General features: G+C 32.3%; 18 protein-coding genes. 8 read left to right on the forward strand and 10 right to left on the reverse strand.

All coding sequences use genetic code 11. The features are described from left to right. The first annotated feature begins 11 nt into the window (after nt 1-11). From folE2 to JG554_RS11365, 3 genes are all read left to right on the forward strand, one after another. The gene (folE2, locus tag JG554_RS11355) at nt 12-890 is read left to right on the forward strand and encodes a GTP cyclohydrolase FolE2 (protein WP_046207256.1); all 879 of its coding nucleotides are present in this window, start codon (nt 12-14) and stop codon (nt 888-890) included. Nucleotides 891-1271: 381 nt separating this feature from the next. Beyond that, nucleotides 1272-2078: a helix-turn-helix transcriptional regulator gene (locus tag JG554_RS11360; protein WP_107360014.1), complete on the forward strand. Its 807-nt coding sequence runs from the start codon at nt 1272-1274 to the stop codon at nt 2076-2078. A 36-nt stretch (nt 2079-2114) separates the two neighbouring features. Next, on the forward strand, nt 2115-2453 hold the full coding sequence (locus JG554_RS11365; RefSeq protein WP_046207254.1) for a transcriptional regulator, SarA/Rot family: 339 nt from the start codon (nt 2115-2117) through the stop codon (nt 2451-2453). A 135-nt stretch (nt 2454-2588) separates the two neighbouring features. On the opposite strand, the gene JG554_RS11370 is transcribed toward JG554_RS11365, so the two are convergent. The 3 genes from JG554_RS11370 to tadA all read right to left on the reverse strand — a co-directional run bounded on the left by JG554_RS11370 (nt 2589) and on the right by tadA (nt 4635). Further along, complete coding sequence (locus JG554_RS11370; RefSeq protein ID WP_046207253.1) at nt 2589-3155, reverse strand: NADPH-dependent FMN reductase; 567 nt, start codon at nt 3153-3155, stop codon at nt 2589-2591. A gap of 18 nt (nt 3156-3173) precedes the next feature. Further along, on the reverse strand, nt 3174-4046 hold the full coding sequence (locus tag JG554_RS11375; RefSeq protein WP_046207252.1) for a Cof-type HAD-IIB family hydrolase: 873 nt from the start codon (nt 4044-4046) through the stop codon (nt 3174-3176). Between the two features lie 79 nt (nt 4047-4125). Next, nucleotides 4126-4635 (reverse strand): tRNA adenosine(34) deaminase TadA, encoded by a 510-nt coding sequence (tadA, locus tag JG554_RS11380; protein ID WP_046207251.1) that lies wholly within the window; start codon nt 4633-4635, stop codon nt 4126-4128. Nucleotides 4636-4699: 64 nt separating this feature from the next. Between tadA and JG554_RS11385 the strand changes: the two genes are divergently transcribed. Together JG554_RS11385 and JG554_RS11390 are read left to right on the forward strand one after the other, a co-directional pair. Continuing rightward, nucleotides 4700-5317: a deoxynucleoside kinase gene (locus JG554_RS11385; protein ID WP_046207250.1), complete on the forward strand. Its 618-nt coding sequence runs from the start codon at nt 4700-4702 to the stop codon at nt 5315-5317. Next, entirely contained in the window at nt 5310-5972 is a 663-nt protein-coding gene (locus JG554_RS11390) for a deoxynucleoside kinase (protein ID WP_040029931.1), read from the forward strand. Before JG554_RS11385 ends, JG554_RS11390 begins: the two co-directional genes overlap by 8 nt. Before the next feature lie 200 nt (nt 5973-6172). Here JG554_RS11390 and JG554_RS11395 read toward each other — a convergent pair whose 3' ends face one another. Next, the gene (locus tag JG554_RS11395; protein ID WP_046207248.1) at nt 6173-6562 is read right to left on the reverse strand and encodes a hypothetical protein; all 390 of its coding nucleotides are present in this window, start codon (nt 6560-6562) and stop codon (nt 6173-6175) included. Between the two features lie 217 nt (nt 6563-6779). Next, on the reverse strand, nt 6780-7466 hold the full coding sequence (locus tag JG554_RS11400; protein WP_070657538.1) for an HAD family hydrolase: 687 nt from the start codon (nt 7464-7466) through the stop codon (nt 6780-6782). 166 nt (nt 7467-7632) lie between these two features. On the opposite strand from JG554_RS11400, the gene JG554_RS11405 reads away from it, so the two are divergent. Next, nucleotides 7633-8148: a cupin domain-containing protein gene (locus JG554_RS11405; RefSeq protein WP_398572587.1), complete on the forward strand. Its 516-nt coding sequence runs from the start codon at nt 7633-7635 to the stop codon at nt 8146-8148. 135 nt (nt 8149-8283) lie between these two features. Here the strand turns inward: JG554_RS11405 and JG554_RS11410 are convergent, their stop codons facing one another. Beyond that, on the reverse strand, nt 8284-9360 hold the full coding sequence (locus JG554_RS11410; RefSeq protein ID WP_040029928.1) for a branched-chain amino acid aminotransferase: 1077 nt from the start codon (nt 9358-9360) through the stop codon (nt 8284-8286). Nucleotides 9361-9889: 529 nt separating this feature from the next. Then, nucleotides 9890-10846 (reverse strand): NAD-dependent epimerase/dehydratase family protein, encoded by a 957-nt coding sequence (locus tag JG554_RS11415; protein ID WP_046207245.1) that lies wholly within the window; start codon nt 10844-10846, stop codon nt 9890-9892. Between the two features lie 408 nt (nt 10847-11254). On the opposite strand from JG554_RS11415, the gene fusF reads away from it, so the two are divergent. After that, nucleotides 11255-11899, forward strand: coding sequence for a fusidic acid resistance EF-G-binding protein FusF (fusF, locus tag JG554_RS11420; RefSeq protein ID WP_040029926.1), 645 nt, complete (start codon nt 11255-11257; stop codon nt 11897-11899). Between the two features lie 250 nt (nt 11900-12149). Here fusF and JG554_RS11425 read toward each other — a convergent pair whose 3' ends face one another. Continuing rightward, complete coding sequence (locus JG554_RS11425) at nt 12150-13040, reverse strand: LysR family transcriptional regulator (RefSeq protein ID WP_040029925.1); 891 nt, start codon at nt 13038-13040, stop codon at nt 12150-12152. 123 nt (nt 13041-13163) lie between these two features. Here JG554_RS11425 and JG554_RS11430 point away from each other — a divergent pair, with 123 nt between their 5' ends. Continuing rightward, a complete protein-coding gene (locus JG554_RS11430; RefSeq protein ID WP_070039435.1) occupies nt 13164-14345 on the forward strand; it encodes an MFS transporter in 1182 nt (393 codons plus the stop codon). A 156-nt stretch (nt 14346-14501) separates the two neighbouring features. Here JG554_RS11430 and JG554_RS11435 read toward each other — a convergent pair whose 3' ends face one another. Together JG554_RS11435 and JG554_RS11440 are read right to left on the reverse strand one after the other, a co-directional pair. Further along, entirely contained in the window at nt 14502-14978 is a 477-nt protein-coding gene (locus tag JG554_RS11435) for an SRPBCC domain-containing protein (protein ID WP_040029923.1), read from the reverse strand. Nucleotides 14979-15053: 75 nt separating this feature from the next. After that, a complete protein-coding gene (locus JG554_RS11440; RefSeq protein ID WP_064209864.1) occupies nt 15054-16436 on the reverse strand; it encodes an amino acid permease in 1383 nt (460 codons plus the stop codon). Nucleotides 16437-16468: the final 32 nt, after the last annotated feature.

Genomic DNA, 16468 nt, shown 5'->3' on the forward strand with positions numbered 1-16468 from the left:
GAGGCAATATCATGACAGAATTTGATTTATCAACTCGAGAAGGTCGATGGAAACATTTTGGTTCAGTTGATCCAATCGAAGGTACAAAACCAACCGTTAAAGAAGAAATGAAAGATTTGCAAAGTACGAACAAAAACTACTTATTTGAAATTGAAGAAGTAGGTATTAAAAATCTTGTATATCCTGTATTAGTTGACCGTTTTCAAACAGCTGGAAACTTCAGTTTCTCAACAAGCCTTAATCAAGATGAAAAAGGTATAAATATGAGCCGTATTCTAGAAAGTGTTGAAAAACACTATGACAACGGCATTGAATTAGATTTCGATTCTTTGTATCGTCTTTTGCGTAGCTTACAAGAACGCATGGAACAAAATGCTGCTGGCGTTGATGTTTCAGCTAAATGGTTCTTTGATCGCTACAGTCCAATCACGAATATCAAAGCTGTAGGCCATGCAGATGTGACATACGGTATGGCGATAAACAAGGAAAATATTACAAGAAAAGAAATTACACTACAAGCTGCAGTTACAACATTGTGCCCTTGTTCAAAAGAAATCAGTGAGTACTCGGCGCATAACCAACGCGGTATCATTACCGTTAAAGCAATTTTGAATAACGAAACTATTTTAACAGATGACTACAAAGAAAAAATTTTAGATGCAATGGAAGCCAACGCAAGTTCTATACTTTACCCTATATTAAAACGACCAGATGAAAAAAGTGTCACAGAACGCGCTTATGAAAATCCAAGATTTGTTGAAGATTTAATTCGCCTAATCGCAGCAGATTTAGTCGATTTTGATTGGATAGAGGGCTTTGACATTGAGTGTAGAAATGAAGAATCTATTCACCAACATGACGCTTTTGCAAAAATAAAATATAGAAAATAGTAATTATAACTATAAATTAACACAGCAAATCATCAAAAATAGGCTACTTAATTTCTAAATGATATAGAAATTTAGTAGCCTATTATTTTTTATTCAATTTTTATTTTAATTTCAAAACATTCTCTCAACAATTAAACTTTCCATCCTTACTAAATAATGTTATTTTTCTCCAAATTCATTAGTTAAATTTGTAATAGTAAAATTTTAATGGTTCATTTAAAAATACCACCACTAAATATATCCATCTACAACTAATTATAAAATAATGTATATTAACTGTTAAATTTTATTAATGTTCTATATACAATTTTCATATTAAAATAATTACAGTAGTAGTTTATAATTAATTTTTATTTTGATGTAAGTGGTGAAACCAATAAAATGGATGATACTTTTAAAATAAAACATGCGCAGTATGGCTCTATAAGCCAATTAAGCAGACCTCATTTTCTACATATTTTTTTAGTAACAGAAGGAGAATTTGTGGCTTTGAAAAACACTACTTTCCATCATTTTAAAGTAGGTGACATATTTCATATCCACGACTATGAATCCATTAAACAAATCTCTTTTAACGGTAGTTTAATCTGTCTTTCACTAAATAATTTTTACTATTATCAATACTTCCAGAAATTAAATTTTAACACGTTTAAACATATATCGTTAAAAAAAGAGATACGCCTCAAATTATTAGATATAATTGATGCGATTCAACATCAATCTATAACCAATCCGAACAATGTCATTAAAGATTTAATTAAAAGTATAAAATATTCTGAGCATCAAAATTTTCAAAGTTCTGAATTACAATGCAGTTATAAAACAACTTTAATTAAAGATGTCGTACAATATGTTAATACGCATTTAACGACTAAAATCACTTGCAAAGAAATTGCTAATTATTTTTTTGTAAATAATAGCTTTTTATCAAGAGAGTTTTCAACATTGATGAACTGTAAATTATCTCAATATATTACGTCATCTAAAATTCATGCTTCCATATGTGATTTGCTTAATGGTGATCATTTAAACATTGTTCAACAACGCTATGATTTTCGTAGTCAAAATGAATATTGTTATCTGTTCAATAATATTATTGGTTGCCAACCTTCTGATTTTAAATACCATAAGAAACTAGTCAGTAATTCAACATTTAAAATTCTATTTCTATCAACAATTTCAATTTAACGCATAAAAGCAAAATATTAAAAGTGTGGTGACAATATGAATACAATTATTTATGAAGAAAAAAGAGGATTGATTAATAAAGTAGTGAAACAAAATTTGAATCTTACGATTTCTGAGGTAATCATTTTGGATAAATTGCTCTATCTTAATAAGAATAAAATAAATGCCATTGAATTAAAAAAGTTATTACAAGTCCAAAATTCACCTGTTTCTTCACAAATCAACCATTTTATCGAACTTAACCTTTTAAAAAAATCTCGAGATCAATCTGATGAAAGATGTATTTATTTGCATGATATCAAGTTAGAAGAAATTAAACAGCTGATTGAACAGTATCATTTAATAGTTAATTCAATACTTCACAGTACTGCCTAATTAAACCTCAGCAACATAAGAGCGCATATGAAATCAAAGTAATGTTTGATTTCATATGCGCTCCAAAACCCTTTAGATTATGTACATAGTGAGATACAACTTGCATCGTAACCCCTATTCAAAAATGACTTCACATTATTTCAAGTGTTCATACGGACTATTTTTCACAAATGAAATAATTTGATCCACAAATAGTCTTGAACGTAATTGAAACTCCTCGTTATCCAAGTAATACGTACCATCATCTAATTTATTATAGTCTGTATCATGCGTCGCAATCTGCGTTGGTACTGCGATTCCGAGTAATGAACGTACTATCAAACGTAAATGAGACAATGGTTCAGAGCTTACAATTCCACCACTGTTACCGATTAATCCAACTGGTTTCATTTTAAAATCATCCATCGTTAAATGATCCAATGCATTTTTTAAAATACCAGAATATGACCCATGGTAGTTTGGTGTTCCTAATATAAAGAAATCTGCATTTCGCGCTTTCGTTTGTAATAATGTTAAATTATTTTTATACACTTCACTTGGTGAAGAAACGCCAGAGACATCCAGTTGATGAATTGGGTGTTCCGCTAGATCAAAGATCTCAACCTCAAAATATTGGTCTTCAAAATGACCTTTTAAATAATGAGCTAAAGCATTTGTATGCGAGCCCATTTTAGCACTCCCTATTATGATTAATCCTTTCATTTATCCTTTCACCTCATGCTATGATTTGTTATTTTCTCTAAGTAGTTTCATTATCGCTTTACCAACACCACTTTGTTCATTAGAGTCAGTTTCATATTTTGCGATTGCTTTAACTTCTGGAGCTGCATTCTCCATTGCAACTGAATAACCGACGCGTTCCAACATTGAAACATCATTCATATTATCACCGATTGCCATAACATTTTCCATATCAATATTTAGACGCTCTGCAATCGTGTTTAAAGCAATACCTTTTTGTGCATCTGAATGCGTAATTTCTATATTTCCGCGTGATGAAGAAGAAATTGCCAAACTTTCTGATTTTGCTAATGTTTCACTTACTCGATCAATTTTTTCTAAATCACTATCAAAAGCTAATATTTTCATCACAATTTCACCAGGTGTATCTTGAATTTTGTCATAATTCTCAACTACTTTTAATGTACCGTTATCTATACGTTTTTGAATGCCACTTTTAATTTTTTCTACATCTGCTTCTTGACCAGCACGTTGTGCAATATCAATATAAATCTCTAAGTCTCGTAATGGATTCTCAGTATAGATGCCTAAGTTGGTATACACTTGATAGAAAATGTTTTCTTTATTTAATTCTACCGTAATGCGATTTATGAGTTCTCTATTTAAATTTGAAGTGCTCATAATATTAAATGATTCATCTCTGACTTCTGCACCGTTCAAACAAATATATGGCACTTTTAAGTCTGTTTGATTGATTGGTGCATTTGCTTCATAAAATGCCCGACCAGTAGCAATGACTACAGTTATGCCTTGTGATTGTGCATATTTGATAGCTTGGATATTTTCTTCTGATATTTCATGTGCAGCGTTCAATAACGTACCATCCATATCTGTTGCAATTAAATTTATCATTGATTTACCTCGTTTCTACTTTATCTCAAAACACCGATTGAATACTCATTTACAAATTGCCATAATTTTGTAACACATTTCATATTTTACCAAATGTTTCACTATTTGTATTATCCTCTGTTCGTATGATTTTCTTTTTTTGTCTAATATCTTTAAAAAATGTCTTCAATAAATGGCTACATTCCTCTGCTAATACACCTGTAGTAACTTTGGCCCGATGGTTAAATCGCGATTCTTGCAACAGATCCATCAAACTACCTGCACAACCACCTTTTAAGTCTTGTGCACCATAGATTACTTCGGGAATACGACTCATGACGATTGCACCTGAACACATTACACAAGGTTCCAAAGTAACATAAAGTTTACAGGACGCTAACCTCCAACTATTAAGCTGTTTTGCAGCTTTTTGAATCGCAATATGTTCAGCATGTGCAGTAGGATCTTGAGTGGATTCTCGTAAATTGTGCGCTCGTGAAATAACTTCATTATCTTTCACGACAATAGCTCCAATTGGTACTTCTCCAATAGCACCAGCTTTCCGCGCTTCTTCTAGCGCAATTTTCATATAAAATTGGTCAGTATACATGTGTCTATCACCTCACATATGGTACAATATTTATTGTCTATTTTAACATTGGAGCGGTAAAAACATGAAAAAACAATTTATTGCTGTTGAAGGGCCGATTGGCGTCGGTAAATCTTCATTAGCACATAAACTTAGCCAGACTTTTAATTATTATGAAGAAAAAGAAATCGTAAATGAAAATCCTTTTCTATCCGATTTTTATGAAGATATTTCCAAATGGAGTTTTCAAACAGAAATGTTCTTTTTATGTAATCGTTACAAACAATTTCAAGATCTTGAAGCAATTTCTACAGGTATTGTAAGTGATTACCATATTTATAAAAATAAAATATTTGCAAATAATACTTTAACACCTTCTGAATTCAATAAATTCTCTAGAATTTATGATATTTTAACTGAAGATTTAGAAATGCCAAATGTGATTATCTTTCTAGATGCAGATTTAGAAATATTGAAAAAGCGTATCGCGTTACGTAATCGTAGCTTCGAACATCAGATTGAAGACGACTACTTACTTAATTTAAAACGTGATTACAATGCCTATTATCGTTCGTTAAAAGCAGATGGTGAAAGTGTCATTCGAATAGATACGACTGATTTAGATTTTATGAAGCAAGAAAATGATTATAATTATATTTTAGATTTAGTGCAACCATTGATTGGAGGAAAAGATGATGAATAAATACGGTATCCCTCAAGATGCTGTGATAACAATCGCTGGTACAGTCGGCGTTGGAAAATCAACATTAACGAAAGCATTGGCACAAAGATTAAATTTTAAAACATCGTTTGAAAATGTAGATCATAACCCTTATCTAGATAAGTTTTATCATGATTTTGAACGTTGGAGCTTTCATCTACAAATTTATTTTTTAGCAGAGCGCTTCAAAGAACAAAAACGTATGTTTGAATATGGCGGCGGCTTTATCCAAGATCGCTCTATATACGAAGATGTTGATATTTTTGCTAAGATGCATGAAGAACAAGGGACAATGAGTCCAGAAGACTTCAACACATATTCCGAACTATTTAATGCTATGGTCATGACACCATACTTCCCAAAACCAGATGTACTTATCTATTTAGAATGTGATTATGATGAAGTGATTGATCGCATCAAACAACGTGGTCGACAAATGGAAATTGAAACAGATCCAGAATATTGGAAAAAATTATTCAAACGATATGAAGATTGGATTAGTGAATTCAATGCGTGTCCAGTTGTAAGAGTGAACATCAATGAATATGATTTACATGCAGATCCAGAATCACTAAATCCTGTTATTGATAAAATCCGTCACATTATTGAAACTTATAGAAATGTAGATCAACGATAATACGTTTGTTGCTTAAAACATTTGCAAAATCAAGAATAGTACCATATAAAACAGATTTTGTAATGTAGAACAAAACGCAGGACAACAATATCTTTTGAAAGAAATCAATTCTTTCCTGCACGCACCATCAAGTTAACCCATTACCTGAGCCATTGCTCATGCATAAGTCCCACTAACCCAACAAGTTGGGAAGTGGGACTTTATTCAATATGTTTACGATAAATAATCTTTTCTATCTCGTCTTCATCTACATACTTACTATAATAATATTCATCAGTTTGGTCGAGACCAAATGTACTTGCTTTATCTTCGTCTTCAGTACCTATATATAATTGCCCCTCTAAGTCTTGATATAAATCAAAAATAGCACCACTATATCTCGCTTCTTGATATAGTTCATAAAGTTCATCAACATCATCTCTCGCTACATGTTTATAATATAATGTATGTGCAGCGTGACGATGCGTTTGTGCTTCAAAACCATGTTCCGTAGCTCGTTCATCCTCAGTGACCAACAATACTTCATTACTTACAATTTCTACAACTTTATATGTTTCACCGCGATAATTTGCATATCTTCCATCAATCATTCAACCACCTCGTTTACGTTTTTTTACAAATAGAGACTAAGACATAATAGATTCGTACCAACCCCATCCCATATTGACAGTAGGTGATTGAACTCAAAATGTGCTTTAAATCAAGTTTTTTCAATTCTAGCCATACTTGCCAAGGTGGAACGACGAAATCTATTTAATAAAATTAGATTTCTGTCCCGCTCCTATATTTTGTGGATTAGTCCTATTATTATAATATGTCCACTACACTATTTGCAGTTTCAAAAATATAATCCGCTTTAGTAAATGATTCTTTTAAACCAACACCTGTTAAAACTGCAACTTTCAACCCTAATTTAGCATTGATGCCAGTTTGGATATCATTCGCAGTATCACCGATAATGGCTACATTTTCAGGTTCTACATCATATCTATAAAAAAGTGGATTTAGCACTTCAGGATTTGGTTTTTCAACGGCATCCGCTTCAGTAGAAATCACAATATCGAAGTAATGGTCGAATTGCGTGTATTCCAAGAATTGTTCTACCCCTCTTTTAGAATCACTTGTCACAATACCTAGTTTGTAACCTCTTTGCTTTAACGTATCTAATGTTTCACTGATGCCTTCAACTAAAACATTTTCTGGCACCCTATTATCGACGAGCACTTGACTTCTTTGTTGAGCCCAACTTGTTACATCTTGATTTGCAATTTTACAAAATGCCTCAATCATTTCATCTAATGCGCCTGAAGCCATAATCGTACCTGGTTGAATTTCACCATCTATAACACCTAAATACGCATAACCTTCATCTATATCGTCAATTGCATCCTTATATGTTTCCATAAAATCATCAACGAGTTGCAATCCGATTTTCATCCAACTGCGATCAAAATATATGATTGTACCATCTTTATCAAATAATATCCATTCCATGTTTTAAACAGCTCCTATGTTTAACAATATGTATCCCTCAACTTACTACTTAATTTTAATATAAAAATCGTTCTTAAAACAAATAACTCAACTAACATACCGATTGTAAACACCGTTTAAAATCCAAATATTTAGGTTATGAGATATAGTAATACCTATAAAAGAGGTGAATAGTTTGGCGCCTAACCCTAATGTTAAAATTGAAACCATTTCTTGCGACAGTGATGATTCAATTCCCAACAACCCTAAATATACCGTGCTGCTATATAAAAATGTAATCAAACAAGAAGAAAGACCTCTAGATATTTTAAATAAAAACAATTGGTCAAACGCTTGGCGTAGCGGCATATTTCCAATACATCATTATCATAGCAATACACATGAAGTCCTAATTGTCGTTTCAGGAAATGCCATCGTACAACTAGGTGGTGAATTTGGTCCTCATGTAGATATTCAGCAAGGCGATGTCATTATCATACCAGCTGGTTATGGTCATAAACGAGTTCACAGTTATCATAATTTTGCAGTAATAGGTGCCTATCCAAATGGTCAAGATTATGATTTTTGTACTGGAAACCCTGACGAATGGCCACAAAATATAGAGAACATCAAAAACGCAAGTTTACCTGACACAGATCCAATATATGGCAAAGATGGCCCGCTATTTAAATATTGGCATTAAGTTAAACCATCGCAGACTGTCTGTTAATAGTTTTCAACAAAAAAGAAGGAGCAAGACGCTGAAATCTTTAGTAACGTGAGATTTCTGACTTGCTCCTTTTATTGTGCTGTTTATTGTTATCTTTTGGGGAGAAATTTAATATCTTGGTACGACTACTCTCCAACCATTCGGATCCTCAAGCTTACCACTTTGAATACCAACATAATGATCATATAAATTTTGAGTTACTTCTCCTGTTTCATTATTATTAATAACGATTTCAGTATCGCCGTATTTTAATTGACCAACTGGTGAAATCACCGCTGCTGTTCCAGTACCGAACACCTCAGTCAATTCACCATTATGATGCGCTTCAATCAATTCATCGATAGATACACGACGTTCTTCTACCTCATAACCTAAGTTTTGCGCTAATTCAATAACTGTTTTTCGTGTGATACCTGGTAAAATACTACCATTTAATGCAGGTGTTACCACTTTTCCATTTTCTACAAAGAAGATATTCATACTGCCGACTTCTTCCACATATTTCTGCTCTACACCATCTAACCATAGTACTTGGTCATAGCCTTGTGCTGATGCATTTGTTTGTGCTAAAAGGCTAGCCGCATAGTTACCAGCTACTTTTGCATGTCCAACACCACCACGGACAGCACGTACATATTCATCTTCTACATAAATTTTTGTTGGATTTAAAGAGTCACCACCGTAATAAGAACCTGAAGGCGATAAAATAATTAATAACTTATATGAATATGAAGGTCGTACACCTAAAATACCCTCTGTAGCAAATACATATGGTCGTATGTATAATGATTGGCCTTCTCCTTCTGGTACCCAATCACGTTCGATATCTACTAATTGTTTTAAACCTTCTAATAACGTATCTTCATCAACTTGAGGCATATCTAGACGTGCTAAAGAATTGTTAATACGTTTAAAATTTTCAGATGGACGGAATAAATCTACTTCGCCGTCATGTTTATAAGCTTTCAATCCTTCGAATACTGCTTGTCCATAATGTAATACTTGGGCCGCTGGAGAAAGTTCAATCGGTCCATAAGGCACAATTTTCAAATCATGCCATCCTTGATCAGTATCGTAATCGAAACTTAGCATATAATCTGTGAAATATTCCCCAAATCCTAAATTACTTGGATCTGGTTTTTCTTTAAGGCTTTCACGCTGTATCAATTTTATTTTTTCTGACATGACTGTTTCCTCCAATGTTCTATTAATAACTAATACATTAAATTATACCAATCAGAATAGTTTCATTCAATAATTTTCAAAAAATTTAAAAAATAACAACATCTTTGGTTAAACTAATGAAATTAATTGATTCAAGTGTAACATCATATAGAAGATAATACATAGATGTCACTGATTAAAGCATGAACGTTCACATCTTTTGAGATACTACGGAAATCGATATTGATATATCACAATCTATTAATATTAGTAACTAAGTTCAAAATTTTCATTGATATTGTGTAGTGAACGATAGGGAAAAGGCTTTTTTGAGTATTAAAAGCTGTACAAAAGTATTGTACAACACTAACACTCAAGGAACGTCATAACTGCAAGATTATATGGCTAAACCATATATCAGACAAGAAGCATTCACGTACATGATGATATAACTTCAAATATAAAAAGCACTAATCCAAAGTGAATTAGCGCTCTTACTTTTTAAAAGTTTATACCTTAATCGCTTTGTCATCGATTATTTCAAAAGTAATTATCTTACTTTATCTTTATTTGAGATTTCTTTAAGCATAACTTCTGTCATTTTAGTCAAATCATATTTAGGATTAAAGCCCCACTCTGCTCTAGCACAACTTGTATCAATACTATTTGGCCAACTGTCAGCAATACCTTGTCTGTCTGGGTCAACTTCGTAATTTAATTTAAAATCTGGGTAATGCTCTTGAATTGCCGCTTTGACCATTTCTGGTTCAATGCTCATCGCACTCAAATTATAGGCGTTACGATTAATTAATTTTACGCCGTCTGCTTCCATTAACTTGATAATAGCGTCAATTGCATCTTCCATATACATCATATCCATAAATGTATCTTTAGCAATATAGCTTGTATACTGACCTTCACGAACTGCTTTAAAATAAATATCTACTGCATAATCTGTTGTACCGCCACCAGGCTCTTTAATATGTGATATTAATCCAGGGAATCTAACACTTCTTGTATCTACACCAAATTTATCAAAGTAATATTGGCATAATAGCTCACCAGCAACTTTGTTAACGCCATACATAGAAGTTGGTCGTTGAATCGTAACCTGTGGTGTGTTCACTTTCGGTGTTGAAGGACCAAAAGCTCCAATTGAACTTGGTGTAAAGAATTGTAAGTCATATTCTCGAGCTACTTCTAAAGCATTTAAAAGACCACCCATATTTAAATCCCATGCAAATTGTGGATTTTTTTCAGCTGTTGCAGATAATAATGCCGCCATATGCATAAATGTATCTGGTTTAAAAGACTCAACAATTTCCGTCATTCTGTTTTTATCTGTAACATCTAAAATTTCAAATGGTCCATTAGCAATCGCCGAACCTGTTTCTGGTTCTCTAATATCTGTGGCAAGTACATTATCATTGCCATATAACGCTCTACATTTTACTACGAGCTCAGTACCAATTTGACCTAAAGCACCTGTAATCATTATCTTTTTCATAATCAAAAACTCCCTTGTTTATTACAGAAATCGTAATGTATTTTCGTAGTGGACAAACATCTATCATTTACAAACATTGTACTATAAAAGCGCTTTTTTGTATACTACGCGTGTACATGAATCAACTAATTATATTTTACGATATTGTCGTTGTAAGCTAATGATTGTTAAGCTTTTGACTTCTCGCTATATAGGAAATTTTTATAATATATAGATTTTGACATTTCTTTGGTAATTTGATATAAAACAAACAAATACAATATGTGGAGATGATGATATGTTGCATAACAATGCTTCATTATTAATACAAAGCAATTACTGTCTATAGTATGATGCTTTGTTTAAAATTTCTTTTCACAAAGCATCTTTTGCTTTTAAGAATTATAATGTGAAAGGAATTTAAAAAAATTGGAAAAACAAATTTATCCATATCAATTTAACTATATTAAAGAACGAATCGCACATTTACTTAATGCTTATAAATCAGTAAATGACTTAAATACAATTGCTTCTATAAAAGAAACAACTAAAATAGACATTTATCAGCAGTTTCATCAAACAGATGATACGTTGACTGAAGCGATTGAAAAATTAATGAACATACGTATTACTAAAGTACAAGTAGATAAAATATTAGAAACTTTACAGACATACGTTATACCCTTTGAACACCCTTCAAAAAAACAAGTCGAAAAAACTTTTCGTAAAATTAAAAAGCTTAAATCACCGCTTATTAGTGATGAAATTCTATTGGAAAGTACTTATATCGGATGGAACGATATCGCTTCAAACAGAAAATTTATCATCTATTATAACGAGCAAGGAACTTTAACAGGTTTTTATGGCGACATTGCTAACCAAACCGTTAAGGGCTATTGCGCAATTTGTAATAAAGAATCTAATGTCGCTCTATTTATGCGTAAAACACGTACTTCTGGTGATGGACAATATACCAAAAAAGGTGACTATATTTGTTTTGACAGTATCAAATGTAATCAACAATTGTCGGATATTACACAATTTTATCAATTCGTCGATAAAATCCACTCATAAGTTTTATAGTTCCGCTAGTATGATCATTATGTTAGTACTTTAACTTCAAAATACAAAGAATTACTTGAGCTTTCGCTCATGCATAACTCCCACTAACCCAACAAGTTGGGAAGTGTTTCAAAGGTTTACCTGAGCTTCCGCTCATGCATAAGTCCCACTAACCCAACAAGTTGGGAAGTGCTTTAAAGGTTTACCTGAGCTTCCGCTCATGCATAAGTCCCACTAACCCAATAAATTGGGAAGTGGGACTTTAATTTTTCAAATACTCAATAAAAGTACGAATGGTTTGTTCGTTCACGCGATCAACATTTGTTAAAGCTGTAAAATAAATATAATAATCAAATGGTGAGCCAATGGGAAGCATCTCAATCAAACCATTAAGTATGAACGGATCATCTTCTAGCATCAAACTCGATACAATACTTACACCCAACCCCTCGGAAACTGTTTTAATCAATACACTTGGATTATTCGTTCTAAACACAATTTTTAATGGACCATTTTCATCTTCAAATGCTTTAAAATTATTATGATAAAAATTGCGATCATACAAGACAAAAGGAAATTGTTTAATTGATTCCATTTCAACCATGCTTTTTAATGATAGTTTAGATTTTTTAGGTACAATTAATTTAAAATCAGTAGATAAATTCAATGAATGTGGGACGATGTGATGACTAAAAGTTTCATTTTCAGTTTTTCCTATAAGCCCGATATCAATCTCATTATTTTCAATCATTTTTATAATTTCTTGTCTATCACTTTCAAATACTTCTACGTCAATATGCGCATAGTCTTTTTTAAAATTTGATAAAGCTTTTGGTACAATTTTATTAAATAAGGTTGGTATCGTTGCTATTTTTAATGAACCTTTGATATTACTATGCAATGCCTCTACTTCCGATAATAAACTCGTCTGAGCTTCTAAAATATCTATAATTAAAGGTATAAGTCGCTTTCCAACTTCCGTTGGCAATGTCCCTTTACGTGAACGATTAAAAATTTTATACCCTAACTCTGACTCTAAATTAGCAATAGACTGACTCATCGCTGATTGGCTAATATGCATTGCTTCCGAAGCGTGAACAATAGATTCTAACTCATAAATCTTTTTAACATACGATAATTGTTCAAAATTCATTGTATCCTCCTTATATCAGTAAAGCTTATGTAAACTTAAAAAATTCTAATTATACATTAGTATACATTATCTATTATAATAAATGATGGTTGAAAAAATTTATATTAAAGGACGGTATTAAATATGTACGATAAACTCTGGTCAAAAGATTTTATCTTCATTACAATGACAAACTTTTTAATGTATTTAATCCATTATACATTAATCGTCACTGTCACTATATTTACAATTGATAAATACCACGCTTCAGAAAGTATGGGTGGTTTAGCAGCTGGTATATTTATCATCGGTATGTTATTTGGACGCTTAGTTTCTGGCAGAATTATCGATAATCTGCAGCCTAAAAAAGTATTAATATATGGTATTATTTTCTCAATTATTACAGTTGGCTTATACTTTGCAATCAACAGTCTTCTTATATTAATGATCGTAAGATTACTGCATGGTATTGCTTTTGGTTTATCGTCAACTGCAACTGGAACCATTTCATCTAGAATTATTCCAGATAAACGAAAAGGTGAAGGTATCGGTTATTATGCATTAAGCGTAACGACCGCTTCAGCAATCGGACCATTCACTGGTATTATATTAAATCAAAGATTTGGTTTTGAATCTATTTTTATCGTTAGCTTGGCAGTCATTATTTTCGCTTTTGTTATCTCATTGTTTATCAAAGGGTTACCAAAAGCAGAACCGTCAACAACAGACAATAATTCCAAGGAAAAAGGACTTAGTGCTTATATCCAAAAAGAAGCATTACCAATATCTGTTGTAATCATCTTCGTTGGTATCGCTTATTCTAGTGTACTATCATTTTTAACTGTTTATACAGAACAAATCAATCTTGCTACGGCATCTAGTTTCTTCTTTATTGTATATGCAGTGAGTACATTTGTTACACGTCCGTTTACTGGAAAAATTTATGATCATTACGGTGAAAATAAAGTGATGTATCCAGTATTAATTAGTTTCATGCTTGGACTTATACTTTTAAGCGCAACACACACAAGTTTATTATTGCTTATTTCAGCAATTTTCATTGGCGTTGGATATGGTACAATCATTCCAAGCGCACAAGCTATTGCTATACAACAGTCTCCAGTTAAAAAAATTGGACTCGCGACTTCTACATTCTATATGTTTGCAGATTTCGGCGCTGGTATAGGACCATTTATTTTAGGTGTGATTATTCCAATTATGGGTTATCGTAACCTATATATCACCATGGCTGCGCTCGTTATTTTATCAATTGTACTTTATTTCCTATTACATGGAAAAAAAGCAGCTAAAAACAACAATTATTAATATAATCATTTATAATCTAATCTAATCATCTAAATGTGGATGTAACAAAATTTGTCATCTACCATATACTTATATCACATTAATAAGGCAAGCAAACGAAAACGAACTGTCGTTTGCTTGCCTTATGTTTTGGAAGCATTTTTAATGCCTTTCACTTTAAATCACAGCTAAGCTGGCTTCAATTTCAGTTTTTTTCGCATCAAAATCACAATCCTGTTGTGATAATGGCTTGCCTGTTTCGGCAATACTTTTGATACTTTCGGTTTGAAATTGCCAACCAGCAAAATCTAATGTAATATGTGGAAATTCAAAAGGTAAATATTCATAAAAAATGAGTTCTACATATGATTGATGTTCAAATAATTCAAATTTCACTTTTCCAATATCCCATGTAAAACCAATCGTTTTATTTGGTTCGAAATGTGTAATACGCATTTCTAAATCTTCACTATCGTCTAAGTGAAACAACATTTTCCCGCCTTCTATTCGTTCTTGAAATGACAACTGCGGAAACCATTGCTGTATCCCTTCTGTAGTACTTAAATAATCAAAAATACGATGCACGTCACTCTTAATTTTCAAATTTATTGTTTGATAAACGCCTGATTTATCTTTAGCATACTGTATTGCCATTTTTTCCCTCCTAAAAATAGGAATATAACCTATCAGTAATCATTACTTTGGTTATATTCCCTAAAATTATTTTTATTATACTTTTTCTTTAACTTGTGATTGAATCGCTCTTTCTTTTTTCGTGTAATTAAAATAGATAAGCCCCAGTAAGATAAACCATATTGGTGATAATACAACACCCATTCTTGTGTCAGGTACAATAAATAATATCAACAACACAAAGACAAAGAATAATTGTACAAATCTTGCAGTGTGAATACCACCTGGTAACTTAAACTGACTTTCTTTGTGATGGTTAGGATTTGATTTCGCATATTTTGCATACGCATGCATGATGAACATCCATACAACAACTAACAAAATAGTTGAAATTGCCGTTACATAGAAAAATACTTGAGTCGCATTTGGAATAAAATAATTTAACAGTACAGTTATAGACAGTAATGCACAAGTGACAAGTATTGCAACAAAAGGGACACCTCTATGATTCGTCTTCATTAGCAAATGGTGTGTTTGACCTTTTTCTGATAGTCCAAATAGTATTCTACTATTCGCAAAAATACCACTATTACAAGCTGATGATGCTGCAGTAAGTACTACAAAATTGATTAAACCAGCTGCAAATGGTACGCCTATTAATGCGAATAAGCTGACAAATGGACTGTTGTTCGGATCTATATCTTGCCAAGGAATAATTGACATCATAACTGCTAAGGCCCCTACATAAAACAATAAGATACGTATAGGCACACTATTGATTGCTTTAGGTATCGTCTTATGTGGATTTCTCGTTTCACCTGCTGTAATACCTAGAATTTCTATACCTGTAAATGAAAAAACAACCATTTGAAATGACATAAAGAAACCTGAAGCACCATGTGTAAATAATCCACCATTACTATAAATATTAGATATACTCGTTTTTCCAAATGGCGTTTGAATCGCAAATATAATCATCACTACACCTACAACTATGAGTGCTAGTATAGTCACAACTTTAATAATGGCAAACCAAAATTCTAACTCACCAAACATTTTCGTACTCGTTAAGTTGAAAGTCATGAGTATCAAGATACAAGCTAATGATGTAATCCAATTTGGTAAATCTGGAACCCAATATTCTACATATTTAGCAACAGCTGTAATTTCTGCCATACCTGAAGTTATCCATGTTAACCAGTACGTCCATCCTGTTACAAAACCAGCAAAAGCTCCAATTTGATCATGAGCTATATCTGCAAATGTTTTGTATTTCGTATTAGCAAGTAACATTTCCCCCATTGCGCGCATAAATAAAAATAAAACAAAACCTACAATTATGTAAGTGAGTAATATCGATGGTCCAGTCAAACTGATAGACTGACCCGCCCCTAAAAATAGGCCAGTACCAATGGCGCCACCAATAGCAATAAGTTGAATGTGTCTATTGCTTAACTCTCTGTTTAATTTATTTGTCATAAATTTGCTCCAATTCCTTTGTTTTAAAACAT

The organism is Staphylococcus sp. 11-B-312, assembly GCF_016743055.1.
In the GTDB taxonomy this organism is placed as follows: Bacteria; Bacillota; Bacilli; order Staphylococcales; family Staphylococcaceae; genus Staphylococcus; species Staphylococcus ureilyticus.